This window comes from Pseudomonas atacamensis, assembly GCF_017167965.1.
Lineage (GTDB): Bacteria > Pseudomonadota > Gammaproteobacteria > Pseudomonadales > Pseudomonadaceae > Aquipseudomonas > Aquipseudomonas atacamensis.
The window spans coordinates 675808-701570 of the sequence record NZ_CP070503.1 but is presented as its reverse complement, the minus strand read 5'-3'; the positions used below and the strand labels follow the sequence as shown (position 1 = coordinate 701570).

Below are 25763 nucleotides of genomic sequence, written 5' to 3'. Positions count from 1 at the left end.
CTGCTCGCGAAAGCTATCCAATAGACGCTACCGGACTCAACGCTTGGCGATGATATACACCGCGTGCACGATCCCCGGAATGTAGCCGCACAACGTCAGCAGAATGTTCAACCAGAACGCCCCGCCAAACCCGACCTGCAGAAACACGCCCAGTGGCGGCAACAGAATAGCGATGATGATACGAATGAAATCCATGGGGCAGCTCCTGAATGGGGGTTGGCTCACTTGAGCCATACAAGCTAATCGACCTGCGCCGTTCGTCAGGGTTCAGTGCAATAGCTGCGTCAGGCTCAAGCGAGAATTTTCAACCCGTGTTTTTGTACGATGCTCAGTAGTTTGAGCGCCATACCGCTGGGATGTTTGTCACCCGATTCCCATTGTTTGACCGTGGATGCACTGGTGTTGAGATAGCGTGCAAACACCGGCTGGCTGACCTTGTTACGCTCGCGTAGCGCCTTGATCTCCTCAGCCGGGATCGCCAAGGGAACCGATGCCAGACAGGAGTCATCGAATTCTCGCATCGTTGCTTTGTTGATTGCTCCGACAGCAAGCAACGCCCCGGCTGATTCGTGTATCGATTCAAAGACTTCACTTTTGAATTTCTTACTCATGACATATCTCCACAAACTCCTTCATCGCCAACAAGTCGCTGATCTGCGCTTCGGTCAGTTGCGCATAAACCTTTGCCAATTTACGTAAATCCTTCAATTCTGTTGGCGTGATATTGCTTTGATCCTGCTTGGCGAAAAGCACTTGGTAGATCCAGTAATGTCCACCTTTTGCCAAAACAATCGAACGGTGGCGGTTCGCCTTCAAGCGCTTCTTCCACACGCCTCCGCCAAGATCGTCCGCCTGTCCCTGAAGCATCTGGTGAAACGCCTCCTGCAACTCTTCATCTGTGATCCACGCCCTGCTGGCCTGAAGGGCGAAGCGCCTGGTCTTGAACAGCCTCAATGGCATAGGTATCCCTTCCAAAAACATACCACCTAGTGGTACAGATCGCAAAACGGCTTTTTCGGTGATACCGATCAGCCCGTAGCCGCATCCCTTGCTGGTATTCTCTAAAAGACCATCCGCGGTACGATTCCTCAAGCTCTAAATCCCGTCTGTAAAACCCGGCCACAAAAAAATGCCCCACGCCAAAAGAATCAGGCGTGGGGCGTGCGTTATACCGCGAGACGGTTCGGGTAATCGGTTGGGGCACCTCAGCTCAGACGGCAATGCCCTTGCGGCATTGCAATTGGGCGGTGCGCACTCGCGAGAAGGCGCGGCCCAGGCGCAGGAGCATTTCGTCGATGTTCGCTTTGCTGACAGTGAGGGCGGGGGTGAAGCGCAGGCAGTCAGGCTGCGCGGCGTTCAATATCAGGCCTTCGTGCAGTGCGGCATGGACGACGGCGTCGGCGCATTCGTTGGACAGCGTCAGCCCATGGAACAGGCCTTGGCCGCGCAACTCGCCGTGGCCGTAGCGGTGGGCCAGTCGCGCCAGGCCTTCGCGCAGGTGCTGGCCGTTGTCGTTGACCTGCTGAAGGAAGCTGCGGTCATGGATGCTGTCGAGCACTACCAGACCGGCCGCCGTGATCAAGGCGTTGCCGTGATGGGTGCCGCTCAGCTCGCCAGTGGCGAAGCAGCAGGCCTTGCCTCGCGCCAGCAAGGCCGCCAGCGGCAAGCCGCCGCCGAGGCCTTTGCCGAGCACAACGATATCGGCGCGAATCCCGTAGGACTGTTCGGCAAGCAAGCTGCCGCAGCGGCCCATACCGGTCTGCACTTCGTCGAGAATCAGCAGAATGCCAAGGTCACGACACAGTCGCTCGACCCCTTTGAGGTAATGCTCGGTCGCGGGAATAACCCCGGCATCGCTCTGGATCGGCTCCAGCATGATTGCCACGGTCTGCGCATCAACCGCCGCATGCAGCGCCGGCAGGTCGTTGAATGGCACTCGATCAATCGTCGCCAGACTGCGGCCATGACAACCCTGCTCAGCCATGATGATCCGCGAGGCGCCGCTGCGATGCAGTTGCCCCCATTTGCCCGCCAGTTTGATCGCCGCCTCACAAGCCTCGCTGCCACTGTTGAGCAGGTACGCCTGATCGCTGGACGTGCTGGCGCACAGACGTTCGGCGAGGCTGAGCATGCCGCGACTATGCAGATTGCAGCCGGGATTGATCAGCGCCTGGGCCTGATTGGCGATGGCTTTGACCAGCGCCGTGGGGCTGTGGCCAAGGCTGTTGGCGCCGCAGGCCTGGGAAAAGTCGAGGTAGGCGCGATCGTTGCTGTCCCACAGCCAGGAACCCTGGCCGCGAACGAACACTTGATGCGGCCGCTCGACACTGGGCATCAGGCGTTGGGCATTGAGATGGTCGGTCATAGCGGATGGCCCCGCCTCGAAGCAGAGGTCATCCAGACTCGGCGTCTGGCGCCGCAAACTGAACAGATTCATGCAGAAAAACCTCGCTTGAGGTTTTTTGAACTGCCTATGTAATCACGAACGAAGCAAATGGAATTCGTCACGCTTTCTGGCCCTGCAAGCCTTGTGAATGCGGTTAGACTAGGCGCGCAAACGGGTTCAGGCCATTTCGATTTCCCAGCCATTTCGATAAGCGCGACTTATGGATTTCAAACAACTGCGTTATTTCGTCGCGGTCTACGAAGAAGGCCATGTCGGCCGTGCGGCTGAGCGCCTCTCGATCTCGCAACCAGCGCTGTCGCAACAGATCCGTCAGCTGGAGCAGAATCTCGACGTCACCGTGTTCGAACGCAGCAGTAAACGCCTGCTGCCGACCCTCGCTGCGCACACGCTGTACAACCACGCGTTGCCGCTGCTCGATGGCTTGCAGCGGGCGCGCGAGGCGTTGGGTAATTTCAAGGGGCAGGCGTTGCGCACCCTGGCGATCGGTGTGCTGCAAACGGTGCACACCAGCCTTGTGCCGCAAATGCTCGAGCGTGTGCGCAAGGCGCAGCCGCATCTGGTGGTGCAGATCTATGAACTTACGGGGCTGGAAATCGAACGGCGTCTGCTCAATGGTTCGCTGGACATCGGCATCAGCTATCTGCCGCCGCGCCAACCCGGTCTGCACGGGGTATTGCTGTATGAAGACGAACTGACGCTGGTGATCCCGGCAGACCATCCCTTGCGCGAGTTCAAGAAAGTCTCGATGCGCCAGGCTGCTGAACTGCCAATGCTGCTGCTCGGCGAAGAGTTCCAGATTCGGCAGATCTGGCAGGCACAACTGACCAGCCTCGGTCGACGCCCGCAGGTGCAGGCCGAGCTGAACAATATGTTGGGAATTCTCGACAGCCTGCCGCATACCAAGCTGGCGACGGTACTGCCGGGACGTTCGCAAAAGGAATACGACGATGAAGATCTGCTGTGGAAACCGCTGAGCGAGCCACGGGTGCCGTTGCAAGTTGGCCTGGTGTGCCGTGATGTGCAACGCCAGCAGGCCTCGTTGGTATTGCTGCGGACATTGCTTGAAGAGGTGATCGATCGCGAAATGAAGCCGGCTCTCGATCCGCTTGCCTGAAACTTTTCTTCAGGCAAAAGAAAACCCCGCCGAAGCGGGGCTTTGCAGACTGTTTCCCTGACATCCATTTCACTCCGCCACCCTGGCAGAATCCTACGTGTCCGTGTTGTTTACTTTGCGCTTCCTGCGCGACGTCCATGAAATGTAGAGTAGCCGTGGATCCAATATACGGATATGGGAGAACAGCAGCACGTCACGTAAGCAAATGCTTACATGACGTCTACAGGATCAGAACTGTGCCGCATCCAGCAGGAACAGCGACTCGCTACCGGCCTTGACCGACGCGCTCAACGAGTGGATACGCGGCAGCAAACGGGCGAAATAGAAGCGTGCGGTGCCCAGCTTGCTCGCATAGAAATCATCTTGCGCTTCCTTGCCCAGCGCGGCTTTGGCCATCAACGCCCACATGTAGGCGTAAGCGGTGTATCCGAACGCTTGCAAATATTCGACCGAGGCCGCGCCGATTTCGTTCGGATTGTTTTTCGCCCGATCCAGCAGCCACGCGGTCAGCTCGTCGAGGGTGTCGACGGCATCGTTCAACGGCTTGGTGAACTCGCCCAGATCGGCGCTGGCGGTTGCGGTGAAATGGCGAATCTCGTCAGCGAACAGCTGGTAGAACGCGCCGCCACTGCCAACGATCTTGCGCCCGACCAGGTCCAGCGCCTGAATGCCGTTGGTGCCTTCGTAGATCTGGGTGATGCGCACGTCACGCACCAGTTGCTCCTGGCCCCACTCGCGGATGTAGCCGTGGCCGCCGAAAATCTGCTGGCCGTGGACGGTGGTTTCAAGACCCAGGTCGGTCAGGAAAGCTTTCGCTACCGGCGTCAGCAGCGCCACCAGATCTTCTGCGCGCTTGCGGGTGGTCGCATCTTCGCTGAACTTGGCGGTGTCCAGTTGCATCGCCACGTACGTGGAGAACGCACGGCCGCCTTCGTTCGAGGCTTTCATGGTCAGCAGCATGCGTCGCACGTCCGGGTGGACGATGATCGGGTCAGCGACTTTGTCCTTGTTCTGCGCGCCGGTCGGCGAACGGCTCTGCAGACGATCGCGCGCATATTCAACAGCGTTCTGATAAGAGCGCTCGCCTGTAGCCAGGCCTTGAATACCAACGCCCAGGCGCTCGTAGTTCATCATGGTGAACATCGCGGCCAGGCCTTTGTTCGGCTCGCCGACCAGATAGCCGACGGCTTCGTCGAAGTTCATCACGCAGGTCGCCGAGGCCTGGATGCCCATCTTGTGCTCGATGGACCCGCAGTTGGCCGGGTTACGCGCACCTAGGCTGCCGTCGGCATTGACCATGAACTTCGGCACCAGGAACAGCGAAATGCCTTTCGGACCGGCCGGGGCATCAGGCAGCTTGGCCAGTACCAGATGAATGATGTTCTCGGTGAGGTCGTGCTCGCCGCCAGTGATGAAGATCTTGGTGCCGCTGACCTTGTAGGAACCGTCGGCCTGAGGTTCGGCTTTGGTGCGAATGATCCCCAGGTCGGTGCCGGCGTGCGGCTCGGTCAGGCACATGGAACCGGCCCAGATGCCGGCGTACATGTTCGGCAGGTACGCAGCTTTCAGTTCTTCACTGGCGTGGGCATTGATCGACAGGCAGGCGCCGGCGGTCAGCATCGGATACAGACCGAACGCCAGGCTGGCGGAGTTGACCATTTCCTCGACCTGCGCCGACACGGCTTTGGGCATGCCCATGCCGCCGTAGGCCGGATCACCGCCGACGCCGACCCAGCCGCCTTCGGCATAAGTCTGATAGGCCTGTGGGAAACCGGCCGGGGTGGTGACGGCACCGTCCGCCCAACGGCAACCTTCCTCGTCAGCGGCACGGCTCAGCGGCGCGATGCTTTTGCTGGTGACCTTGCCGGCCTCTTCGAGAATCGCTTCAACGGTTTCGGCGTCGACGGTCTCGGCCAGCGCTGGCAGCTCGGCCCAGAGTTTGGCGACTTCGAACACTTCATTGAGGACGAAGCGCATATCGCGCAGCGGCGCTTTGTAGTCAGCCATGGCAAACCTCGCAAGATCTAAACAGGTGGTTCGTGGAATGATGTTTTCTGAGCCCGAGTGTACCTCAACAACTTTTGCGACACATAGGGTCAACCGGTGACTGATTTGTTATTTTTAGTCACCAGAAAAAAATCGCCGCGATCTTTCGATCTGCCCTACAAAGCAAACGCCTCCGCCGGCAAATTCATCAAACAATCACTGCCCGCCTCGATCGCTGCCTGATGCGCAGCCGTACGCGGCAACAAACGCTTGAAGTAGAACTCGCACGTCGCCAGTTTGCCCTTGAGGAAATCAGCCTCGCCCTCGCCCGCCTCCAGCTGTGCCTGCGCAACCAACGCCATGCGCAGCCACAGGTAGCCCAGGATGATGTAGCCGCTGTACATCAGGTAATCCACCGATGCGGCGCCGACTTCGTCCGGGTTCTTCATGGCCGCCATGCCGACCTTCATGGTCAGGTCGCCCCACTGTTGGTTGAGCCCGTTGAGTTGCGCGACGAAGCGGCCCAATTGCGCATGGTCGGCGTTCGCTGCGCAGAACTTGTGGACGATTTTGGTAAAACCGCGCAATAGCTTGCCCTGACTGCCCAGCACCTTGCGCCCGAGCAGGTCCAGCGCTTGAATGCCGTTGGTGCCCTCATAGATCGGCGCAATCCGGCAATCGCGCACCAGTTGCTCCATGCCCCACTCGCGAATGAAACCGTGGCCGCCAAACACCTGCATACCGTGGTTGGTCACTTCCAGCCCGGTGTCGGTCATGAACGCCTTGCAGATCGGCGTGAGGAACGCCAACAGGTCTTCGGCCTCCTGACGCGCGTCGGCGTCGCTGCTCAGGTGCGCGACATCGAGCATCTGCGCGGTGAAATAGGTCAGCGCGCGGTTGCCTTCGTTGAAGGCTTTCATGGTCAGCAACATGCGCCGCACATCGGGGTGGACGATGATCGGGTCAGCAGGTTTTTCCGGGGCCTTGGCGCCGGTCAGCGCGCGCATCTGCAGGCGGTCATTGGCGTACTTGATCGCACCCTGAAAACTCGCCTCGCCCAGACACAGCCCCTGCATGCCGGTGCCGAGCCGCGCGTGATTCATCATGGTGAACATGCAGTTGAGGCCTTTGTTCGGCTCGCCGATCAGGTAACCGGTGGCGGCATCGAAGTTCAGCACGCAGGTGGCTGAAGCCTTGATGCCCATCTTGTGCTCGATCGAGCCACAGGAAACGCCATTGCGCTCTCCCGCTTCGCCTGCTGCATCGGGCAGGAACTTGGGCACGATAAACAGGGAAATGCCCTTGGTTCCGGCCGGTGCGTCCGGCAGCTTGGCCAGGACCAGATGGATGATGTTGTCGCTCAGGTCATGCTCGCCGGCGGAAATGAAAATCTTGCTGCCGGTGATCGCGTAGCTGCCGTCGGCCCGGGGCACCGCGCGAGTCTTGATGATGCCCAGATCGGTGCCGCAGTGGGCTTCGGTCAGGCACATGGTGCCGGTCCACTGGCCAGCGGTGAGTTTGCTCAGGTAGGTGTCTTTCTGCTCGGCGGTACCGTGGGCGTGGATCGCCGACATCGCGCCGTGGGTCAGGCCGGGGTACATGCCCCAGGACGTGTTGCTGGAGCCGACCATCTCGCTGATCACCAGTCCCAGCGAACTCGGCAACCCTTGGCCACCGTAAGCCGGATCAGCCGCCAAACCGTGCCAGCCGCCCTCGACATATTGTGCGAAGGCCTGCTTGAAGCCTGTAGGCGTTGTCACCACGCCGTTGTCGAAATGGCAGCCCTCTTCATCGCCGCTGCGATTGAGCGGGGCCAGCACGTTCTCGCAAAACTTCGCGCCTTCTTCGAGGATCGCGCTGATCATGTCCGGGCTGGCGTCATGCGCGCCGAGACTGGCGTAACTGGAGTGGAAGTCGAAGACGTGATCGATCAGAAAGCGCATGTCGCGCAGGGGAGCTTTGTAGTCGGGCATGGTGGCTTCTCCGTCAGCAGATTCCTCCAACCTACTGCTGGCCACCACGCGCGGCAATCATCGTGCAGGCGCTGAATGCGCCGTCATCACTCAACCCGCAGCAGCGTCCATGCGCACCGCGCCACGGCGGTTCTGCCCGAATGCCATGACGCAGTTACGCCCGGCGCCCTTGGCGCTGTACAACGCCTGGTCGGCGGACTTGAGCACTTCTTCAGGAGTGCGCTGCTCGACACGTTCGGCGACGCCGATACTTACCGTCACCGACACCGCCGAAGCCCCGGAACCGCTGCGGCGCTGGCGACCTTGCTGATCATCCTGCGGGCGGTTTTCCTGGTTGCGTAACTGAATGCTGTAAGACGCAATCGATTCACGGATCACTTCCAGGTGCGGCATGCACTCCTCAAGAGTCTTGCCTGCGAACACCAAGGCAAATTCCTCACCGCCGTAGCGATACGCCCTACCGCCACCGCTGATTTTCGACAGTTTGCTGGCGACCAGGCGCAGCACCTGATCACCGACATCGTGGCCGTGGGTGTCGTTGAATTTCTTGAAGTGATCGACGTCGCTCATCGCCAGGACATAGTTGCGCCCCAGTCGCTGCATGCGTTCGTTGAGCGCACGTCGTCCCGGCAGGCCGGTGAGCTCGTCGCGGAAGGCCATTTGATAGGCCTCATGCGCAACGGCGGCGGCGATCATCAGCATCACCTGGCTGCACATGATGTTCAGGGTGAACGGCAGAATGAAGGTCTTCGGCAGCATCCAGAACACACCGAGCAAGCCAACCAGTTGCGCCGCGTGCAACGGGCGCGGGTTGCGCCAGTATTGCCAGGCCAGAAGCAGGAAGGCCGAGATGAACACCGGATAGGACAACTGGATGAGACTCATCCATGCCCCGTGCAGCGCCGGCCAGCGGATCTCCGACAACCACAGCAGCAGCGCCTGTGGGTAACTTTGCTCCAGTCCCAGCGCCACGCTGCCAAATGCCAGCAGCACGGCAAAGCGCGCGACCATGTCCTGAAACAGATGGGTACGTTCCTGCCATGCGGCGAATAATCCGAACAACAACGGCAGCAGCAGGCAGACCAGATGAAACACCACCGCAGCGTCTTCGCGGACCTTGCCGTTGTCGCGGTAGAAATCTGTCTGGGTGTCCAGCAGAAAGTAGGCGATGTACACCGTGAGCATCAGAAACAGTTCGCGCTGACGTCGATACACCGCGCAATACGCGCCACCGAGGAGCAGAACCAATGTCGGCAGGACGTTGAACAGCGACGTGAAGAATACGCTGAGGTCTTTGACGTACGCAGCCGCCAGCCCCGCAAGCAATAACAGCAGTGATGGCAGGAAATGGCTGAAACGTACAGCGGAAGAACGCGGCAAGGGTAAGCTCCGACCCGTCATAGCAAAGAGATGGCATTGTGCCTGCAAAGTGCGGCCAAGCCCATACAATGTGATCCAGATCACACACGGTCTCTGTAACGGCCGGAAGCTCGACTATCTGAGCGATCCGCAAACAAAAAAACCGCTGCCCCCTAACGGGAGCAGCGGTTTTCGTCAGACTGCGTTAAGGCTTAGTAGCCCAGCGCGAAGTCTTCTTCTTTCATGTCCATCAGGTTGCCAGCACCCGACAGCATAGTGGCCACGTGGGTACGGGTACGCGGCAGGATGCGCTGGAAGTAGAAGCGCGCGGTTTGCAGCTTGGCGGTGTAGAACGCCTCGTCGCTGGTGCCGGCAGCCAGTTTTTCCGCAGCCAGACGCGCCATGTCCGCCCAGAAGTAGGCCAGGCAGGCATAACCGGAGTACATCAGGTAGTCCACGGAGGCCGCGCCGACTTCTTCGCGGTCTTTCATGGCGGCCATACCGACCTTCATGGTCAGCTCGCCCCATTCCTTGTTCAGTGCAGCCAGCGGCGCGACGAATTCCTGAACGGCTTCGTTGCCTTCGTTGGTCTGGCAGAACTTGTGGACGATCTTGGTGAAGCCTTTCAGAGCTTCGCCTTGAGTCATCAGCACTTTACGGCCGAGCAGGTCGAGGGCCTGGATGCCGGTGGTGCCTTCGTACAGCATCGAAATGCGGCTGTCGCGAACGTTCTGCTCCATGCCCCACTCGGCGATGAAGCCGTGGCCGCCGTAGATCTGCACGCCGTGGTTGGCGGCTTCGAAACCGACTTCGGTCATGAACGCTTTGGCGATCGGGGTCATGAACGCCAGCAGCGCGTCGGCCTTCTTCTTCTCTTCTTCATCGACGCCGTATTTGACGATGTCGACTTGCTTGGCGGTGAAGTAGACCATCGCGCGGTTGCCTTCGGCGAACGCCTTCATGGTCAACAGCATGCGGCGCACGTCCGGGTGGACGATGATCGGGTCAGCGGCTTTGTCCGGCGCTTTCGGGCCAGTCAGCGAGCGCATTTGCAGGCGATCACGAGCGTATTTCAGACCGCCCTGGAAGCCGATTTCGGCGTGAGCCAGTCCTTGCAGTGCGGTACCGAGGCGAGCGGTGTTCATAAAGGTGAACATGCAGTTCAGACCCTTGTTCGCCGGGCCGATCAGGTAACCAGTGGCGCCGTCGAAGTTCATCACGCAGGTAGCGTTGCCGTGGATGCCCATCTTGTGTTCCAACGAACCGCAGCTCACTGCGTTGCGCGCGCCAATGGTGCCATCGGCGTTTGGCAGGAACTTTGGAACGATGAACAGCGAGATGCCTTTGGTGCCAGCCGGAGCATCCGGCAGACGCGCCAGTACGATGTGGACGATGTTATCGGCCATGTCGTGTTCGCCGGCCGAGATGAAGATCTTGGTGCCGGAAACTTTGTAGGAACCGTCGGCCTGAGGCTCGGCCTTGGTACGCAGCATGCCCAGGTCGGTGCCGCAGTGCGGTTCGGTCAGGCACATGGTGCCGGTCCACTCGCCGGAGACCAGTTTGGTCAGATAGGCTTCCTGCTGCTCAGGGGTGCCGTGCTCGGAGATGGTGTTCATCGCACCGTGCGACAGGCCTGGGTACATGCCCCACGACCAGTTGGCTTCGCCGACCATTTCGCTCACTGCCAGGCCCAGCGACTCAGGCAGACCTTGGCCGCCGTGCTCAACGTCGTGGGCCAGGCTTGGCCAGCCGCCTTCGACGAATTGCTTGTACGCCTCTTTGAAGCCAGTCGGGGTTTTCACGCCGGACTCGCTCCAGGTGCAACCTTCGATGTCGCCCACGCGGTTCAGCGGCGCCAGTACCTGCTCACAAAACTTGGCGCCTTCCTCGAGGATGGCGTCAACCATGTCCGGCGTGGCGTCTGCGCACGCTGGCAGGCTCTGATAGTGCGCTTCGTAGCCGAGCAGTTCGTCACGAACGAAGCGAATATCACGCAAGGGGGCCTTGTAGTCAGGCATAGCGATAAACCTCTGCTGATGTAACCGGGAATGAACGACCGTGTTGAGTTGTTGTGACGGTCAAACAGTTGTTTGAAACATACGTTTACGCCGAAATCTTGTCAAGCATCGTTCTTTTGCCGTTCGTCATCACGTTCTCCAAATGCCGGAAACTGGAAATCACCGCGACTTCACGTAAGCCACGGGCGTTGTAAAAAGATTAGTTGAGCAAGAAGGACTTAAACGAAAAACGCCGCGACAGGGCGCGGCGTTTCGGGATCTAGAACAAACTCATTCAGGCAAAGGTATCGATGATCGTCCCGAGCACTTCGTCGGACGCCTTGGCCACCTTCACACCCAGCTCTGCCTGGATCTTGCCCTGCGACAGCTCGACGATATTGCTCGCCAGATCCGATTCTTGGGCGCGATCCACGCCGCGCAGGCGATTGACCTGCACTTCGGACGACTGGCTGGTCACCGAACGTTCGATAGTGTTGTTGGCGATCTGGCTGGCGGCCTGATCGACGCGGTTCTGCCCGGACTGAATCGAGCTCAGTCCCGCATAGAAAGCTGTGTTGCCGGAGATTTCCATAGTCACTCTCATCCCTGCAAAGGATCAATGCTCGCCATTGAAGCAGACGCGCCAGCAAAACACCCGTCAAAAACACTAATGGCACAGTGCCTGTTCATAGCGAGAAACTTAATCGAGCAAATCCAATTGCAAATGCTCGGCCACCGCTTCGGCGCTCAACGCCTTGAGTTTCGGCACCCGCCCCAGGCACGGTGCGGGGATGCGCTCGGCCAGGGTCGCGAGGTTTTCCTCCAGCCGCGAAGTTTTCGGATCGATGATATTCGCCACCCACCCCGCCAATTGCAGACCATCGCGGGCAATCGCCTCGGCGGTCAGCAACGCATGACTGATGCACCCCAGCCTCACGCCCACCACCAGAATCACCGGCAGCTTCAGCGCAATCGCCAGGTCCGAGAGATTGTCCTGATCCGCCAACGGCACACGCCAGCCGCCCGCGCCTTCGATCAGGGTGAAATCGGCGTTCATCGCCAGAATCCCGCGCATCGGCGCCAGCAGCGATTGCACCGTCAGCGCCACTCCCGCTTCGCGCGCCGCCAGATGCGGAGCGATCGCTGGCTCGAACGCCACCGGGTTGACCTGTTGATAAGTCAGCGGCAACGAACATTCGGCCAGCAGCGCCAAGGCATCGGAATTACGCAAGCCTTTGGGCGTGACGTCGCACCCGGAAGCCACCGGTTTGCCCGCCGCCGTGCTCAAGCCAGCCGAACGCGCCGCATGGAGCAATCCGGCAGCAACCGTGGTCTTGCCGACATCGGTGTCGGTACCGGTGATGAAATAGGCTGCGCTCATAGAGGTTTCTCCAACACGGCGTACACCACCTGATACGTTGCCGGCAGCCCCGACACCTGACGGAACCGCTCATACGCGTCGATCAGCCCGAGAATCCGCGCCCGTCCGGTCAAACCGCCCGGCCGGCCGGGATTCAGATTGTGTGCACCCAGCGCCTTCAGCTCATGAGTAAGGCTGCGCACATCCGGGTAATGCAACACGTGCGGCTGATTCTCCAGCGCCAAAATGCGCATGCCACTGCCGGCACATAACTGTTCATAGCGGGCGAACTCGCGGAAGCGATTGACGTGCACCAACCCGTCGACCTGCTGCCAACTCTCACGCAACTCGAACAGCGTTCCTGTACATAGACTAGCAAAGGCAAAAATCCCGCCCGGTTTCAGCACGCGCAAGGCTTCGCCGAGCACCGCCTCGAAGTCGGCGCACCACTGCACCGCGAGACTGGAGAAAATCAGATCGACGCTCGCATCCTGCAACGGCAGCCGTTCGGCATCGCCAGCAATGAAATGCTCTGCGCCACCCAATGGCCGTGCGTGATTGAGCATGCCCTCGGCGATGTCCAGCGCGACACCGCTGCCCTGGGTGAAACGCGAGGCCAGCGCTCGGGTGAAGTAGCCGGTGCCGCAACCGAGATCAAGCCACCGCGACGGCATGAAACTCCCAGGCAAACGCTCAAGCAGCTGCGTGCCGACGTCACGCTGAAACTCGGCGACGCTGTCGTAACTGGCCGCAGCACGGGAAAAAGACGCCGCCACCTGACGCTTGTCGGGCAAGCCTCCAGGCAGCACAAGGGACAGGTCAGTCATCAGCGCACTCATGAAGAAAAGCCTGGATCGCGCCCGCGACTCCGTGCGGGTCTTCCAGCAGAAAAGCATGGCTGGCCTGTTCGATCAGACCAATTTCGATATCCGGCAACAGCGCGAACAATGCACCGGCCGCTTCCGCCGGGACCAGCGCATCCTGTCCGCCGAACAGATGCAACTGCGGGCCGCGAAACCCCTGCAACGCCTGGCGCGTATCCAGTTGCGCGAGTAGCTCCAGACCTGCCATCAGCACGGCCGGCGCGGTTGCCGGCGCGCCACCGAGCAGCAAGCGCGACAAGCCGCGCGGGTCTGGTGAACCTTGCGCACATAGCAGAGCGAAGCGCTTGAGCGTGGTACGCGGATCGGCCTGGCAACCGGCAAGAAACGCATCGAAAGTTTCGCCAGGCATCGCGCTCGGCCACTGTTCATGGGCGACAAACGCAGGATTGCTCGCCAGCGTGAGCAGCCCGCAGCACGCCTCACCGCGTCGTGCCGCCAACTCAGACGCGAGCATGCCGCCCAGCGACCAGCCACCAAGCCAGACTTCCTGTGGAATGCGCGCATCGAGTTCGTCGAGCCAGTCTTCAAGGTCAGCGGAGTCCAGCTCCGGCAGGGGCTCGATCTCGACTTGCAGATGCTCGTCGAAGCCACGCAATGCTGCGGCCAGCGGTTCCAGCGGCGACACGCCAAGGCCCCAGCCGGGCAGCAGAATCAGACGATTACGCATGGCCTGGCTCCAATGACAATCGGGCGAAACAATCTGCCAATCCTTCCAGCAAGTGTTGCACTTGAGCTTCGCTGTGGGCGGCGGTCAGCGTGACGCGCAGTCGCGCGCTGCCGGCCGGCACGGTCGGAGGGCGAATCGCAGTGACCATCAGCCCGCGCTCGCGCAGCATCTGCGACAACCGCACGGCGCGCCCGGCATCGCCGATCATGATCGGCTGGATCGGCGTGAAGCTGTCCATCAGTTCCAGCCCGATCTGCTCGGCGCCGTGGCGGAACTGGCGAATCAGCGTCTGCAAGTGTTCACGGCGCCAGTGTTCGCTGCGCAACAGCTCGAGGCTTTTCAGCGTCGCGCAGGCCAGCGCCGGTGGTTGGCTGGTGGTGTAGATATACGGGCGGGCGAACTGGATCAGGCTTTCGATCAACTCTTCGCTGCCGGCGACAAAGGCCCCGGCGGTGCCGAAGGCTTTACCGAGAGTGCCGACCAGCACCGGCACATCGTCCTGGCTCAAGCCGAAATGCTCGACGATGCCGCCACCGTTGGCGCCCAACGGGCCGAAGCCGTGGGCATCGTCGACCATCAGCCACGCGCCTTTGGCCTTGGCCGCGCGGGCCAGCGCCGGCAGGTCGGCGATGTCACCGTCCATGCTGAATACGCCATCGGTCACCACCAGTGTGTTGCCAATGGCTTTCTCCAGGCGTTTGCCCAGGCTTTCGGCGTCGTTGTGCAGATAGCGATTGAAACGCGCGCCGGACAACAGGCCCGCGTCCAGCAACGAGGCATGATTGAGCCGGTCTTCGAGCACCGTATCGCCCTGCCCGACCAGCGCGGTGACCGCACCGAGGTTGGCCATGTAGCCGGTGGTGAACAGCAGTGCACGTGGGCGTCCGGTCAGTTCGGCGAGTGCTTCTTCCAGCGCGTGATGCGGGCTGCTGTGGCCGATCACCAGATGGGACGCGCCACCGCCGACACCCCAACGTTCAGCGCCGGCGCGCCAGGCTTCGATCACCTGCGGATGATTGGCCAGGCCCAGATAGTCGTTGTTGCAGAAAGCGAGCAGCGGCTGGCCGTCCACCACCACTTCCGGCCCTTGCGGCGATTCGAGCAGCGGGCGCTGCCGATAGAGGTTGTCGGCACGGCGGGCAGCAAGGCGTGCGGCGAGATCGAATGACATGCAGGCCTCGATTTTCAAATGACACAGATCCCCTGTGGGAGCGAGCCTGCTCGCGAATGGGCGTCACCTCCAACAGGGATGTTGGCGGCCAAACCGCTTTTGCGAGCAGGCCCGCTCCCACAGGGGTTTTGCATTCCTTCAGGGCAATCCGCGCGGTTTATTACACCGCAGCGTTGTAGAACTGCTCGCTACTCTTCTGCTCCACCAGTGCCTGCTCGATCGCAGCCTGATGAACCTCATCGGAATGCTCTTCGCGAGCTTCCGGCTGGATACCGAGGCGCGCGAACAATTGCATGTCCTTGTCCGCCTGCGGGTTGGCGGTGGTGAGCAATTTGTCGCCGTAGAAAATCGAGTTGGCGCCGGCGAAAAATGCCAGGGCCTGCATCTGCTCGTTCATCGCTTCGCGACCGGCGGACAGGCGCACGTGGGATTGCGGCATGAGGATGCGCGCCACGGCGAGCATGCGGATGAAGTCGAACGGGTCAATGTCTTCGGCGTTTTCCAGCGGCGTGCCGGCGACTTTCACCAGCATGTTGATTGGCACCGATTCCGGGTGCTCCGGCAGGTTGGCCAACTGGATCAGCAGATTGGCGCGATCGTCCAGCGATTCGCCCATGCCGAGAATGCCGCCGGAGCAGATTTTCATTCCCGACTCACGCACATAGGCCAGCGTCTGCAAGCGCTCGCTGTAAGTGCGGGTGGTGATGATGCTGCCGTAGAACTCCGGCGAAGTGTCGAGGTTGTGGTTGTAGTAATCGAGACCGGCCTTGGCCAGCGCTTCGGTCTGCTCCTGATCGAGACGGCCGAGGGTCATGCAGGTTTCCAGGCCGAGGGCTTTCACCCCTTCAACCATCTTCAACACATACGGCATGTCTTTGGCCGACGGATGTTTCCACGCCGCGCCCATGCAGAATCGCGTCGAACCGATGGCTTTGGCGCGGGCCGCTTCTTCGAGGACCTTCTGCACTTCCATCAGTTTTTCTTTTTCCAGACCGGTGTTGTAGTGCCCGGACTGCGGGCAGTACTTGCAGTCTTCCGGGCAGGCGCCGGTCTTGATCGACAGCAGTGTCGAGACCTGCACGCGGTTGGCGTTGAAATGTGCGCGGTGCACCGTTTGCGCCTGGAACAGCAAGTCGTTGAATGGCTGTACGAAGAGTGCTTTGACTTCGGCCAGAGACCAATCGTGACGCAGGGTGGCAGTGGTGCTTGCGCTCATGGGCAATTCCTTGGTTATGCTTGGCTGGCGCCGGGGAAAATGGAATATCCACAGGCGCTACACGGATGTTCGGCATATTTAAGGAAGAGCGATGCGCTGTCAACCGCAATACCAAGGACAGGTTTACATCTGTTTAAAAAACGTACAGACCTGTTTGCTGTGCGATGAGCCCGCAGAAGCACAAATGCCAATGTGCGAGGCCTGCGAAACCGAATTGCCCTGGCTCGGCAGCCATTGTCAGAGCTGCGCTTTGCCGCTGGCGGCGGATGGCCTGACTTGCGGCGAGTGCCTGCTAGAGCCTCCGGCCTTCGAACAGGTTGCCGTGCCCTGGGTTTATGGCTTCCCCGTGGACAGTCTGATTACACGCTTTAAACACAACGCGAAATGGCCGTTTGGTCACCTGGTCGCCGACGTTCTCGGCCAATACTTGCAGCATCGCTTCGCCGAAGACTTGCCGCGACCCGATGTGTTGCTACCGGTGCCGTTGGCGAATAAACGACTGCGTCGGCGAGGATTCAATCAAGCGGCGATGCTCGCGCGCTGGCTGAGTGTGTCGCTGGATTTGCCGTGTGAAGAACAGCTGCTGCGGCGAGTCATGGACACCGATGCCCAGCAGGATCTCGACGCCAAGGCGCGCAAACGCAATTTGCGCAATGCCTTTGCGCTAACGCCTGATGCAGAGGCAAGCGGCCGCCATTTCGCGCTGGTGGATGATGTTCTGACCACGGGCGCGACCGCTCAAGCGCTGGCGCGGTTGTTGATGAATGCAGGTGCGGCGCGGGTTGATGTGTATTGCCTGGCCCGGACGCCGAAGCCCGGTACCTGAAGCGAATACAGTTCTCATGTGCGAGCGAGCCTGCTGGCGAATGGGCGCCACATTCAACAAAGATGTTGTTGGTCAGACCGCTTTCGCGAGCAGGCTCGCTCCCACAGGGGGCTTTGCGTCAGGCTTGACTCATGCGTTGCAAGTGGCCAACGTCCCTCTCATCGCCCGAGCCAGAAGCGTTCTGCCATGTCCCTGCCCACCCTGCTCTCCCAGCACATCGTCCGCCGCCCGCAGCGCATCGCCCTGCTGCAACACATCGCCGAGCAGGGCTCGATCACCCGCGCGGCGAAGAGTGCGGGGCTCAGTTACAAGGCAGCGTGGGATGCGATCGATGAGTTGAACAATCTCGCGCAGAAACCCTTGGTCGAGCGCGTGGTGGGCGGCAAGGGCGGCGGCGGCGCCAGACTGTCCAGCGAGGGCGAGCGGGTGCTGCGCCTGTATCAGAAATTGCAGGCATTGCAGGCGCAGGTGCTGGAAGCGGCGGAAGACGCCAGTGATCTCGACCTGCTCGGGCGGCTGATGCTCAGGACCAGCGCGCGCAATCAGCTGCACGGCACGGTCGCGGCCATTCAGGCGCAGGGGCGCAACGATCTGATCCGCCTCGAACTGGCAGAAGGCATTGCTCTGGAGGCACAGATCACCCACGACAGCACTGTGCATCTGGAATTGCAGATCGGTACCGAAGTGATGGCGCTGATCAAGGCTGGCTGGCTTGAACTGCTCGGCACCGATCAGCCGGCCACGCCCGGACACAATGTCCTGCGCGGCACCATCGAAGCCATCCTCGATGCCGAGGACGGTCCCAGCGAGGTGCGCATTTCCCTGCCCAACGGCCAGACACTTTGCGCCTTGGCCGAACCGCTGCACTTGCGCAACCAGCAACTCGCCGTGGGGTCTGCGGTGCAGGTGCAATGCGCGCCGTCCAACGTGCTGATCGGCACGCCGCTCTGATTTGTCCCTGCCACAAAAGCGTCATCGACCCGCATTAAGGTGTTGCCCATAACCAAGCAGGGAGCCTGATGTGAGCCTATTAGAAGAAAACCAATCCACTGATCTGGAAAAAATGGTCGGCCTCAGCCGTCGCGGTTTCATCAGCGCCGGTGCCTTGTGCGGCGCGGCGATGTTCCTCGGCGGCAACCTGCTGAGCCGCAGCGTCATGGCCGCCAGCGTCAGCGCCGGCAACAGCCGCCTGCTCGGTTTCGAGAGCATTCCGGCGGCGACCACCGACGCCATCAGCCTGCCCAAGGGTTACAAGTCTTCGGTGCTGATCAGTTGGGGCCAGCCGCTACATAAGAACGGCCCGGCCTTCGATCCGAGCGGTAACGGCACCGCTGCCGCACAGGAAGTGCAGTTCGGCGACAACAACGACGGCATGAGCCTGTTCGCCTTCCCGGACGACAAGAACCGCGCGCTGATGGCGATCAACAACGAATACACCAACTATCGCTACCTGTATCCGCATGGCGGCATGCCGCAGTCGGCTGAGGATGTGCGCAAGGCATTGGCCTGCGAAGGCGTGTCGGTGATCGAAGTGCAGCGCAAGAACGGCCAGTGGCAATTCGTCCAGGGCTCGCGCTACAACCGCCGCATCCACGGCAACTCGCCGCTGCGCATCAGCGGTCCGGCCCGCGGCCACGACTTGATGAAAACCGCCGCCGACAAGCACGGCAAAAAAGTCCTCGGCACCTTCCAGAACTGCGCCAACGGCAAGACGCCGTGGGGCACCTACCTGACCTGCGAAGAAAACTTCACCGACTGCTTCGGCAGCAGCAACGCCCAGCAGCAGTTCGATGCCGCGCAAAAGCGCTACGGCGTTGTCGCCAGCAGCAAGGACATCAACTGGCACCCGCACGACCCGCGCTTCGACATGGCCAAGAACCCCAACGAGCTCAACCGTCACGGCTGGGTGGTCGAGATCGATCCATTCGATCCGCAATCGACTCCGGTCAAACGCACCGCGCTGGGCCGCTTCAAACATGAAAACGCCGCGCTGGCCGAGACCGACGATGGTCGCGCTGTGGTGTACATGGGTGACGACGAGCGTGGCGAGTTCATTTACAAATTCGTCAGCCGCGACCGCATCAACCATCGCAATCAGAAAGCCAACCGCGACATCCTCGATCACGGCACGTTGTATGTGGCCAAATTCGATGCCGGCGACGGCAACCCTGATCACCCGAAAGGCCAGGGCCAGTGGATCGAACTGACCCACGGCAAGAACGGCATCGACGCCAGCAGCGGGTTTGCCGATCAGGCAGAAGTGCTGATCCACGCGCGCCTTGCCGCCAGCGTGGTTGGCGCAACGCGCATGGACCGCCCGGAGTGGATCGTCGTCAGTCCCAAGGACGGCCAGGTTTATTGCACCCTGACCAACAACGCCAAGCGCGGTGAAGACGGGCAACCGGTGGGCGGGCCGAACCCGCGCGAGAAGAACGTTTACGGGCAGATTCTGCGCTGGCGTACCGACCGCAACGATCACGCCTCGAAGACGTTTGCCTGGGATCTGTTTGTGGTCGCCGGCAATCCGGGCGTGCATGCCGGGACGCCGAAAGGTGGCTCATCCAACATTACCCCGCAGAACATGTTCAACAGCCCCGACGGTCTGGGTTTCGACAAGGCCGGACGCCTGTGGATTCTCACCGACGGCGACTCGAGCAACGCTGGCGACTTCGCCGGGATGGGCAACAACCAGATGCTCTGCGCCGATCCTGCGACGGGTGAAATTCGCCGTTTCATGGTCGGGCCGGTGGGTTGCGAAGTGACCGGGATCAGCTTCTCGCCGGATCAAAAAACCCTGTTTGTCGGGATTCAGCATCCAGGCGAGAACGGCGGTTCGACCTTCCCCGAGCATCTGCCCAATGGCAAGCCAAGGTCTTCGGTGATGGCGATTACTCGCGAAGACGGCGGGGTTGTCGGCGCCTGATAAACCGCTTTCGCGAGCAGGCTCGCTCCCACAGGGAATCGTATTCCAAGGTGGGAGCGAGCCTGCTCGCGAAGAGGCCCGGGCAGACACCAACACCCTTCGCGCCGCCATCTGCGCTACCATGCCGAGCCGGACGCAGCAGCCTGCTGCGCGCAGGAGTCAGCATGGCCCACCCGTTTGAAACCCTCACCCCCGATCTCGTCCTGGATGCCGTTGAAAGCATCGGTTTCCTCAGCGATGCGCGCATTCTGGCGCTCAACAGCTACGAAAACCGTGTGTATCAGGTCGGCATTGAAGACTCCGAGCCGCTGATTGCCAAGTTCTATCGTCCGCAGCGCTGGACCAACGAGGCCATCCTCGAAGAGCACCAGTTCACTTTCGAACTGGCCGACATCGACATCCCGGTGGTAGCGCCGCTGATCCACAACGGCGAAACCCTGCATGAGCACGCCGGTTTTCGCTTCACCCTGTTCCCGCGCCGGGGCGGGCGCGCGCCGGAGCCGGGCAATCTTGATCAACTGTATCGCCTCGGCCAGTTGCTCGGGCGCATGCATGCGGTGGGCGGCACCAAGCCGTTCGAGCACCGCGAAGCCCTCGCCGTGCAGAACTTCGGCCATGCCTCGCTGAACACTTTGCTCGAAGGCAATTTCATTCCCAAGAGTTTGCTGCCGGCGTACGAGTCGGTTGCCCGCGACCTGCTCAAACGCGTCGAAGATGTCTACGCCGCCACGCCGCACCAGAACATCCGCATGCACGGTGACTGCCACCCCGGCAACATGATGTGCCGCGACGAAATGTTCCACATCGTCGACCTCGACGACTGCCGCATGGGCCCGGCGGTGCAGGACATCTGGATGATGCTTGCCGGCGATCGCCAGGAGTGTCTGGGGCAGTTGTCGGAATTGATGGACGGCTACAACGAATTCCATGATTTCGACCCGCGCGAGCTGGCGCTGATCGAACCGTTGCGCGCCTTGCGCCTGATGCACTACAGCGCCTGGCTGGCACGGCGCTGGGACGACCCGGCGTTCCCGCACAGCTTTCCGTGGTTTGGCACGGAGCGGTATTGGGGCGACCAGGTGCTGGCGTTGCGTGAACAGTTGGCGGCACTGAATGAAGAACCGCTGAAACTCTTCTGATTCAAACCTGAACCCTGTGGGAGCGAGCCTGCTCGCGAAGACGTCATTTCAGGCAACATCGATGTTGAATGTCAGACCGCGTTCGCGAGCAGGCTCGCTCCCACAAGATCGCTGTTCACAATTCTATGAACATTGGTCTACGACATTCGCGGACAAATCTCCTTACAATCCCTCCTTTGTCAGCTGCCTGAGCAAGGATTCTGCATGCAAGCCGCCAACCCGCGTCGCGGGTACATTCTGGGCCTGAGCGCCTACATCATCTGGGGCCTGTTCCCGATCTATTTCAAAGCCATCGCCGAAGTCCCGGCCGTCGAGATCATCATCCATCGGGTGCTGTGGTCGGCGCTGTTCGGTGCGTTGCTGCTGATGGTGTGGAAACACCCGGGCTGGCTGCGCGAGTTGCTCGACAATCCCAAGCGCCTGGCGATTCTTGCCTTGAGCGGCACGCTGATCGCGGCCAACTGGCTGACCTACGTGTGGTCGGTGAACAACGGCCGCATGCTCGAGGCGAGTCTGGGTTACTACATCAATCCGCTGGTCAACGTGCTGTTGGGCATGGTGATCCTTGGCGAGCGGCTGCGGCGCATGCAGTGGGTTGCGGTCGGTCTCGCGGCCATCGGCGTAGCGCAGCAGGTGTGGCAGGTCGGCAGTCTGCCGTGGGTGTCGCTGGCGCTGGCGCTGACCTTCGGTTTCTATGGTCTGATCCGCAAGCAGGCGCCGGTCAAGGCGCTGCCGGGGCTGGTGGTGGAAACCTGGATGCTGGTGCCGATCGCGATTGCGTGGTTGCTGTTCAATCAGACTGCGACGAGTGTGCAGCCGGCCTTCTGGACCACCTCCGAAGCCTGGTGGCTGGTGGCCGCCGGCCCGGTGACACTGGTGCCGCTGGTGTGTTTCAACGCCGCCACCCGCCACTTGCCCTACACCACCATCGGCTTCCTGCAATACATCGCGCCGACGCTGGTGTTGCTGCAAGCCGTGCTGCTGTTTGGCGAGCATTTGTCGTCCAGCACGCTGGTTGCGTTCATGTTTATCTGGGCCGGCCTGGCGGTCTATAGCGTTGATGCGTGGATAAGTTTGCGCCGGCGCGCCTGATCAAAAAACGCACAAACCTCTGCAGGCCACGGTTCTCGTGGCCTGCATCGTTCCTTCCCAAGCTTATCCACAGCGTGATCCCCGCCGTTTGTGCGCAAGTCACTGAATGCTGGCGGTTTTTTGATCAACCTGCGCAAAGCCACGGCCGGCGTGGCGTGGCGGTCTGTCTCTACAGGTTATCCACAGGCAGGTGCACGTTAAACCTGAATAACCCTGTCTGCGCTAAACCTCTGTGCGTAACACCAGTTCGACCATCAGATCATCGGCCAGGGTTTCCAGGCGCGCCTGCAGAACGTCGAGCGACAAGGTGAGTGGCACCGCCAGAATCGCCTCGGCGTGAAACAGCGGCTCGCTGCTCATCGGCGCCGGGCGCACCTCAGTTACCAGTCGCTCCAGGTTCACACCGTGCTCGCTCAACAGCCGAGTGATATCGCGGACGATACCCGGTCGGTCATTGCCGACCAGTTCCATAGCGATCGGTTTCCACGTGCAGGACTGCTCCACTCCGCTTTCGGCAATCAGTACCCGAATGCCATGGGCCGACAGCGCTTGCAGGGCATCGACCAGTTCGTCGTAAGCCTCCGCCGGCACACCCACGCGCAGAATCCCGGCGAACTGCCCGGCCATGCGTGACATGCGGCTTTCCAGCCAGTTGCCGCCGTGCTCGGCAATGCATTGGGCGATGCGCTCGACCTGCCCGGGCTTGTCCGGGGCGAAAACGGTGAGTACGAGATGGTCCATGGCGCAGCCCTCTTGTCATGACTTTTGTTATCGAAGGGCAAGTATAGGCAAGCGGATTGATTCAGCCTGACCCAGTGCGGGCAGATGATGACCTGTGGCGAGGGGATTTATCCCCGTCCGGCTGCGCAGCAGTCGTGAGTCCTGCCAATTGGGTCTGCCAGCCGGACCGCAGGGGGCGGCTTCGCCACCCAACGGGGATAAATCCCCTCGCCACAAATCGTTAAACCCAAATTGCTCCTTAGCAGGCCCACAGTAATTATGTGTACAACTTTCGATATTTAGCTGGAACAATCCAATGCTTTTTTGAGAACATCCCGTTCCGCGACGTGACCGCAATGCGTCATGAGGTCGCAGAACGACGTAATTAGTCTGATTTTCACAAGCGCAACTCATCATGTAGTATGCCGCAGCGCGCACTACATAACGCTGGATCGATGTCTGCCCAAGGCCCTTCGCAACCCTGAAAGCCCCGTCAGCAAGGCCTCCAAGCCGTTGATTGGTCCTAGCCCAGCCGCCAGCAATGGCATGTACTGGTCCGCAGGTTTGTGGTTTAAATGGCCGGAAGCTTCATTGTTAAATTGACGAGCTGAAAAGCGAAATAGCTGAGCAGAGTGAGGCAAGCAATGACTGAACACGTTCAAGTCGGTGGCCTGCAGGTCGCCAAAGTCCTGTTCGACTTCGTGAACAACGAAGCCATTCCCGGTACCGGCCTCACCGCCGAACAATTCTGGGAAGGTGCCGACAAGGTCATTCACGACCTGGCGCCGAAGAACAAAGCCCTACTCGCCAAACGCGATGACTTCCAGGCGCGCATCGATGCCTGGCATCAGCAGCATGCCGGCCAGGCGCACGATGCCGTGGCCTACAAAGCTTTCCTGCAAGAGATCGGCTATCTGCTGCCAGAAGCGGCTGATTTCCAGGCCACGACGCAAAACGTCGACGATGAAATCGCCCGCACCGCCGGCCCGCAACTGGTCGTGCCGGTGATGAATGCGCGCTTCGCGCTCAATGCTTCGAACGCCCGCTGGGGTTCGCTGTACGACGCTCTCTACGGCACCGACGCGATCAGCGAGGACGGCGGCGCGGAAAAAGGCAAAGGCTACAACAAAGTGCGTGGCGACAAAGTCATCGCCTTCGCCCGCGCCTTCCTCGACGAAGCGGCGCCTCTGGCCGCAGGCTCCCACGTCGATTCGACCGGCTACAAAATCGCTGACGGCAAACTGGTCGTCACTCTGAAGGGCGGCAGCAACAGCGGCCTGCGCGATGACGCTCAGTTGATCGGTTTCCAGGGCGACGCCAACGCGCCGATCGCGGTGCTGCTCAAGCACAACGGCCTGCACTTCGAAATCCAGATCGACGCCAGCACCCCGGTCGGCCAGACCGACGCCGCCGGCGTCAAAGACATCCTCATGGAAGCGGCGCTGACCACGATCATGGACTGCGAAGACTCCGTGGCCGCCGTTGATGCCGACGACAAAGTGGTGATCTACCGCAACTGGCTCGGCCTGATGAAGGGCGACCTCGCGGAATCCGTGTCCAAGGGCGGCCAGACCTTCACCCGCACCATGAACCCGGATCGCACCTACACCGCGCCCAACGGCGGTGAAGTGACCCTGCACGGTCGTTCGCTGTTGTTCGTGCGCAACGTCGGCCATCTGATGACCATCGATGCGATCCTCGACAGCCAAGGCAACGAAGTACCGGAAGGTATCCTCGATGGTCTGGTGACTTGCCTGGCAGCAATGCACAACCTCAACGGCAACACCTCGCGGCGCAACACCCGCACCGGTTCGGTGTACATCGTCAAACCGAAAATGCACGGCCCGGAAGAAGCGGCGTTCACCAACGAGCTGTTCGGGCGCATCGAAGACGTCCTGCGCCTGCCGCGCAACACCCTGAAAGTCGGGATCATGGACGAGGAGCGCCGCACCACGGTCAACCTCAAGGCTTGCATCAAGGCGGCCAGCGAGCGTGTGGTGTTCATCAACACCGGTTTCCTCGACCGCACAGGCGACGAAATCCACACCTCCATGGAAGCCGGCCCTGTCGTGCGCAAGGCGGACATGAAGACCGAGAAGTGGATCGGCGCCTACGAGAACTGGAACGTCGATATCGGTCTGAGCACTGGCCTGCAAGGTCGTGCGCAAATCGGTAAAGGCATGTGGGCGATGCCGGACCTCATGGCCGCGATGCTCGAGCAGAAAATCGCTCACCCACTCGCCGGCGCCAACACTGCCTGGGTGCCATCGCCGACTGCCGCTGCGCTGCACGCGCTGCACTACCACAAGGTTGACGTGTTTGCGCGTCAGGCCGAACTGGCCAAACGTGCGCGCGCCTCGGTGGACGACATCCTGACCATTCCACTGGCAGTGAACCCAAGCTGGACGCCAGAGCAGATCAAGAACGAACTGGACAACAACGCCCAGGGCATTCTCGGTTACGTGGTGCGCTGGATCGACCAGGGTGTCGGTTGCTCGAAAGTGCCAGACATCAACGATGTCGGTTTGATGGAAGACCGCGCGACGCTGCGTATCTCCAGCCAGCACATCGCCAACTGGCTGCGCCACGGTATCGTCAGCCAAGAGCAAGTGATGGAAAGCCTCAAGCGCATGGCGCCGGTGGTTGACCGCCAGAACGCCAACGACCCGCTGTATCGCCCGCTGGCACCGGACTTCGACAGCAACATCGCCTTCCAGGCGGCAGTCGAACTGGTCATCGAAGGCACCAAGCAACCGAACGGCTACACCGAGCCGGTGCTGCACCGTCGTCGTCGCGAGTTCAAGGCCAAGAATGGTCTGTGACTTGAGTTGATGGTTGGAATGAAAAAGGCCCTGATCGAGAGATCAGGGCCTTTTTGTTTTCGAGGTGGATTGATCGTTCCCACGCTCTGCGTGGGAATGCAGCCCGG

At 60.7% G+C, this 25763-nt stretch carries 22 protein-coding genes; 7 read left to right on the top strand and 15 right to left on the bottom strand.

What is annotated here, in order from left to right:
• Nucleotides 1–36 precede the first annotated feature (36 nt).
• The 4 genes from JWU58_RS03200 to JWU58_RS03185 all read right to left on the bottom strand — a co-directional run bounded on the left by JWU58_RS03200 (nucleotide 37) and on the right by JWU58_RS03185 (nucleotide 2437).
• Entirely contained in the window at nucleotides 37–195 is a 159-nt protein-coding gene (locus JWU58_RS03200) for a YqaE/Pmp3 family membrane protein (protein WP_003228885.1), read from the bottom strand.
• A 95-nt stretch (nucleotides 196–290) separates the two neighbouring features.
• Nucleotides 291–611, bottom strand: coding sequence for a helix-turn-helix domain-containing protein (locus JWU58_RS03195; protein ID WP_039757682.1), 321 nt, complete (start codon nucleotides 609–611; stop codon nucleotides 291–293).
• Nucleotides 604–960 carry a type II toxin-antitoxin system RelE/ParE family toxin gene (locus JWU58_RS03190; RefSeq protein WP_123443830.1) on the bottom strand — a complete coding sequence of 119 codons (357 nt, stop codon included), beginning with the start codon at nucleotides 958–960 and terminating at the stop codon, nucleotides 604–606. Before JWU58_RS03190 ends, JWU58_RS03195 begins: the two co-directional genes overlap by 8 nt.
• 250 nt (nucleotides 961–1210) lie before the next feature.
• On the bottom strand, nucleotides 1211–2437 hold the full coding sequence (locus JWU58_RS03185) for an aspartate aminotransferase family protein (protein ID WP_206421477.1): 1227 nt from the start codon (nucleotides 2435–2437) through the stop codon (nucleotides 1211–1213).
• Between the two features lie 169 nt (nucleotides 2438–2606).
• Here JWU58_RS03185 and JWU58_RS03180 point away from each other — a divergent pair, with 169 nt between their 5' ends.
• Nucleotides 2607–3521: a LysR family transcriptional regulator gene (locus JWU58_RS03180; protein ID WP_206421476.1), complete on the top strand. Its 915-nt coding sequence runs from the start codon at nucleotides 2607–2609 to the stop codon at nucleotides 3519–3521.
• Between the two features lie 228 nt (nucleotides 3522–3749).
• On the opposite strand, the gene JWU58_RS03175 is transcribed toward JWU58_RS03180, so the two are convergent.
• The 10 genes from JWU58_RS03175 to bioB form a co-directional block, all read right to left on the bottom strand.
• Nucleotides 3750–5528, bottom strand: coding sequence for an acyl-CoA dehydrogenase C-terminal domain-containing protein (locus JWU58_RS03175; protein WP_123443827.1), 1779 nt, complete (start codon nucleotides 5526–5528; stop codon nucleotides 3750–3752).
• Nucleotides 5529–5683: 155 nt separating this feature from the next.
• Complete coding sequence (locus JWU58_RS03170; RefSeq protein ID WP_123443826.1) at nucleotides 5684–7480, bottom strand: acyl-CoA dehydrogenase C-terminal domain-containing protein; 1797 nt, start codon at nucleotides 7478–7480, stop codon at nucleotides 5684–5686.
• Nucleotides 7481–7570: 90 nt separating this feature from the next.
• Nucleotides 7571–8860: a GGDEF domain-containing protein gene (locus tag JWU58_RS03165; protein WP_039757672.1), complete on the bottom strand. Its 1290-nt coding sequence runs from the start codon at nucleotides 8858–8860 to the stop codon at nucleotides 7571–7573.
• Nucleotides 8861–9051: 191 nt separating this feature from the next.
• On the bottom strand, nucleotides 9052–10857 hold the full coding sequence (locus tag JWU58_RS03160; protein ID WP_024014564.1) for a phenylacyl-CoA dehydrogenase: 1806 nt from the start codon (nucleotides 10855–10857) through the stop codon (nucleotides 9052–9054).
• A 274-nt stretch (nucleotides 10858–11131) separates the two neighbouring features.
• Nucleotides 11132–11428: a hypothetical protein gene (locus JWU58_RS03155; protein ID WP_016772865.1), complete on the bottom strand. Its 297-nt coding sequence runs from the start codon at nucleotides 11426–11428 to the stop codon at nucleotides 11132–11134.
• A gap of 108 nt (nucleotides 11429–11536) precedes the next feature.
• The gene (gene bioD, locus JWU58_RS03150) at nucleotides 11537–12217 is read right to left on the bottom strand and encodes a dethiobiotin synthase (RefSeq protein WP_016772864.1); all 681 of its coding nucleotides are present in this window, start codon (nucleotides 12215–12217) and stop codon (nucleotides 11537–11539) included.
• Nucleotides 12214–13023, bottom strand: coding sequence for a malonyl-ACP O-methyltransferase BioC (gene bioC / locus JWU58_RS03145; RefSeq protein WP_206421475.1), 810 nt, complete (start codon nucleotides 13021–13023; stop codon nucleotides 12214–12216). The genes bioD and bioC overlap by 4 nt, the downstream gene beginning before the upstream one ends.
• Nucleotides 13016–13747: an alpha/beta fold hydrolase gene (locus JWU58_RS03140; RefSeq protein ID WP_206421474.1), complete on the bottom strand. Its 732-nt coding sequence runs from the start codon at nucleotides 13745–13747 to the stop codon at nucleotides 13016–13018. Before JWU58_RS03140 ends, bioC begins: the two co-directional genes overlap by 8 nt.
• Entirely contained in the window at nucleotides 13740–14918 is a 1179-nt protein-coding gene (bioF, locus tag JWU58_RS03135) for an 8-amino-7-oxononanoate synthase (protein WP_206421473.1), read from the bottom strand. Before bioF ends, JWU58_RS03140 begins: the two co-directional genes overlap by 8 nt.
• A 160-nt stretch (nucleotides 14919–15078) precedes the next feature.
• Nucleotides 15079–16134, bottom strand: a complete 1056-nt coding sequence (bioB, locus tag JWU58_RS03130) for a biotin synthase BioB (RefSeq protein ID WP_016772860.1) — start codon at nucleotides 16132–16134, stop codon at nucleotides 15079–15081.
• A gap of 91 nt (nucleotides 16135–16225) precedes the next feature.
• Between bioB and JWU58_RS03125 the strand changes: the two genes are divergently transcribed.
• The 5 genes from JWU58_RS03125 (at nucleotide 16226) to rarD (ending at nucleotide 22114) form a co-directional block, all read left to right on the top strand.
• Nucleotides 16226–16960 (top strand): ComF family protein, encoded by a 735-nt coding sequence (locus JWU58_RS03125; protein WP_206421472.1) that lies wholly within the window; start codon nucleotides 16226–16228, stop codon nucleotides 16958–16960.
• Between the two features lie 186 nt (nucleotides 16961–17146).
• Entirely contained in the window at nucleotides 17147–17911 is a 765-nt protein-coding gene (locus JWU58_RS03120; protein ID WP_016772858.1) for a TOBE domain-containing protein, read from the top strand.
• A gap of 70 nt (nucleotides 17912–17981) precedes the next feature.
• Complete coding sequence (locus JWU58_RS03115) at nucleotides 17982–19883, top strand: PhoX family protein (RefSeq protein ID WP_122612419.1); 1902 nt, start codon at nucleotides 17982–17984, stop codon at nucleotides 19881–19883.
• 164 nt (nucleotides 19884–20047) lie between these two features.
• The gene (locus JWU58_RS03110) at nucleotides 20048–21022 is read left to right on the top strand and encodes a serine/threonine protein kinase (RefSeq protein WP_039757662.1); all 975 of its coding nucleotides are present in this window, start codon (nucleotides 20048–20050) and stop codon (nucleotides 21020–21022) included.
• Between the two features lie 204 nt (nucleotides 21023–21226).
• Nucleotides 21227–22114, top strand: coding sequence for an EamA family transporter RarD (gene rarD, locus JWU58_RS03105; protein ID WP_041476730.1), 888 nt, complete (start codon nucleotides 21227–21229; stop codon nucleotides 22112–22114).
• Nucleotides 22115–22336: 222 nt separating this feature from the next.
• Here rarD and JWU58_RS03100 read toward each other — a convergent pair whose 3' ends face one another.
• Nucleotides 22337–22855 carry a glycine cleavage system transcriptional repressor gene (locus tag JWU58_RS03100; RefSeq protein ID WP_206421471.1) on the bottom strand — a complete coding sequence of 173 codons (519 nt, stop codon included), beginning with the start codon at nucleotides 22853–22855 and terminating at the stop codon, nucleotides 22337–22339.
• Nucleotides 22856–23478: 623 nt separating this feature from the next.
• Between JWU58_RS03100 and JWU58_RS03095 the strand changes: the two genes are divergently transcribed.
• Nucleotides 23479–25656: a malate synthase G gene (locus tag JWU58_RS03095; RefSeq protein ID WP_125916566.1), complete on the top strand. Its 2178-nt coding sequence runs from the start codon at nucleotides 23479–23481 to the stop codon at nucleotides 25654–25656.
• Nucleotides 25657–25763: the final 107 nt, after the last annotated feature.

What these genes read in the sequence shown, in the direction of transcription:
- JWU58_RS03200 (WP_003228885.1), bottom strand. Translation starts at nt 195, where the DNA reads ATGGATTTCATTCGTATCATCATCGCTATTCTGTTGCCGCCACTGGGC.
- JWU58_RS03195 (WP_039757682.1), bottom strand. Translation starts at nt 611, where the DNA reads ATGAGTAAGAAATTCAAAAGTGAAGTCTTTGAATCGATACACGAATCA.
- JWU58_RS03190 (WP_123443830.1), bottom strand. Translation starts at nt 960, where the DNA reads ATGCCATTGAGGCTGTTCAAGACCAGGCGCTTCGCCCTTCAGGCCAGC.
- JWU58_RS03185 (WP_206421477.1), bottom strand. Translation starts at nt 2,437, where the DNA reads ATGAATCTGTTCAGTTTGCGGCGCCAGACGCCGAGTCTGGATGACCTC.
- JWU58_RS03180 (WP_206421476.1), top strand. Translation starts at nt 2,607, where the DNA reads ATGGATTTCAAACAACTGCGTTATTTCGTCGCGGTCTACGAAGAAGGC.
- JWU58_RS03175 (WP_123443827.1), bottom strand. Translation starts at nt 5,528, where the DNA reads ATGGCTGACTACAAAGCGCCGCTGCGCGATATGCGCTTCGTCCTCAAT.
- JWU58_RS03170 (WP_123443826.1), bottom strand. Translation starts at nt 7,480, where the DNA reads ATGCCCGACTACAAAGCTCCCCTGCGCGACATGCGCTTTCTGATCGAT.
- JWU58_RS03160 (WP_024014564.1), bottom strand. Translation starts at nt 10,857, where the DNA reads ATGCCTGACTACAAGGCCCCCTTGCGTGATATTCGCTTCGTTCGTGAC.
- JWU58_RS03155 (WP_016772865.1), bottom strand. Translation starts at nt 11,428, where the DNA reads ATGGAAATCTCCGGCAACACAGCTTTCTATGCGGGACTGAGCTCGATT.
- bioD (WP_016772864.1), bottom strand. Translation starts at nt 12,217, where the DNA reads ATGAGCGCAGCCTATTTCATCACCGGTACCGACACCGATGTCGGCAAG.
- bioC (WP_206421475.1), bottom strand. Translation starts at nt 13,023, where the DNA reads ATGACTGACCTGTCCCTTGTGCTGCCTGGAGGCTTGCCCGACAAGCGT.
- JWU58_RS03140 (WP_206421474.1), bottom strand. Translation starts at nt 13,747, where the DNA reads ATGCGTAATCGTCTGATTCTGCTGCCCGGCTGGGGCCTTGGCGTGTCG.
- bioF (WP_206421473.1), bottom strand. Translation starts at nt 14,918, where the DNA reads ATGTCATTCGATCTCGCCGCACGCCTTGCTGCCCGCCGTGCCGACAAC.
- bioB (WP_016772860.1), bottom strand. Translation starts at nt 16,134, where the DNA reads ATGAGCGCAAGCACCACTGCCACCCTGCGTCACGATTGGTCTCTGGCC.
- JWU58_RS03125 (WP_206421472.1), top strand. Translation starts at nt 16,226, where the DNA reads ATGCGCTGTCAACCGCAATACCAAGGACAGGTTTACATCTGTTTAAAA.
- JWU58_RS03120 (WP_016772858.1), top strand. Translation starts at nt 17,147, where the DNA reads ATGTCCCTGCCCACCCTGCTCTCCCAGCACATCGTCCGCCGCCCGCAG.
- JWU58_RS03110 (WP_039757662.1), top strand. Translation starts at nt 20,048, where the DNA reads ATGGCCCACCCGTTTGAAACCCTCACCCCCGATCTCGTCCTGGATGCC.
- rarD (WP_041476730.1), top strand. Translation starts at nt 21,227, where the DNA reads ATGCAAGCCGCCAACCCGCGTCGCGGGTACATTCTGGGCCTGAGCGCC.
- JWU58_RS03100 (WP_206421471.1), bottom strand. Translation starts at nt 22,855, where the DNA reads ATGGACCATCTCGTACTCACCGTTTTCGCCCCGGACAAGCCCGGGCAG.
- JWU58_RS03095 (WP_125916566.1), top strand. Translation starts at nt 23,479, where the DNA reads ATGACTGAACACGTTCAAGTCGGTGGCCTGCAGGTCGCCAAAGTCCTG.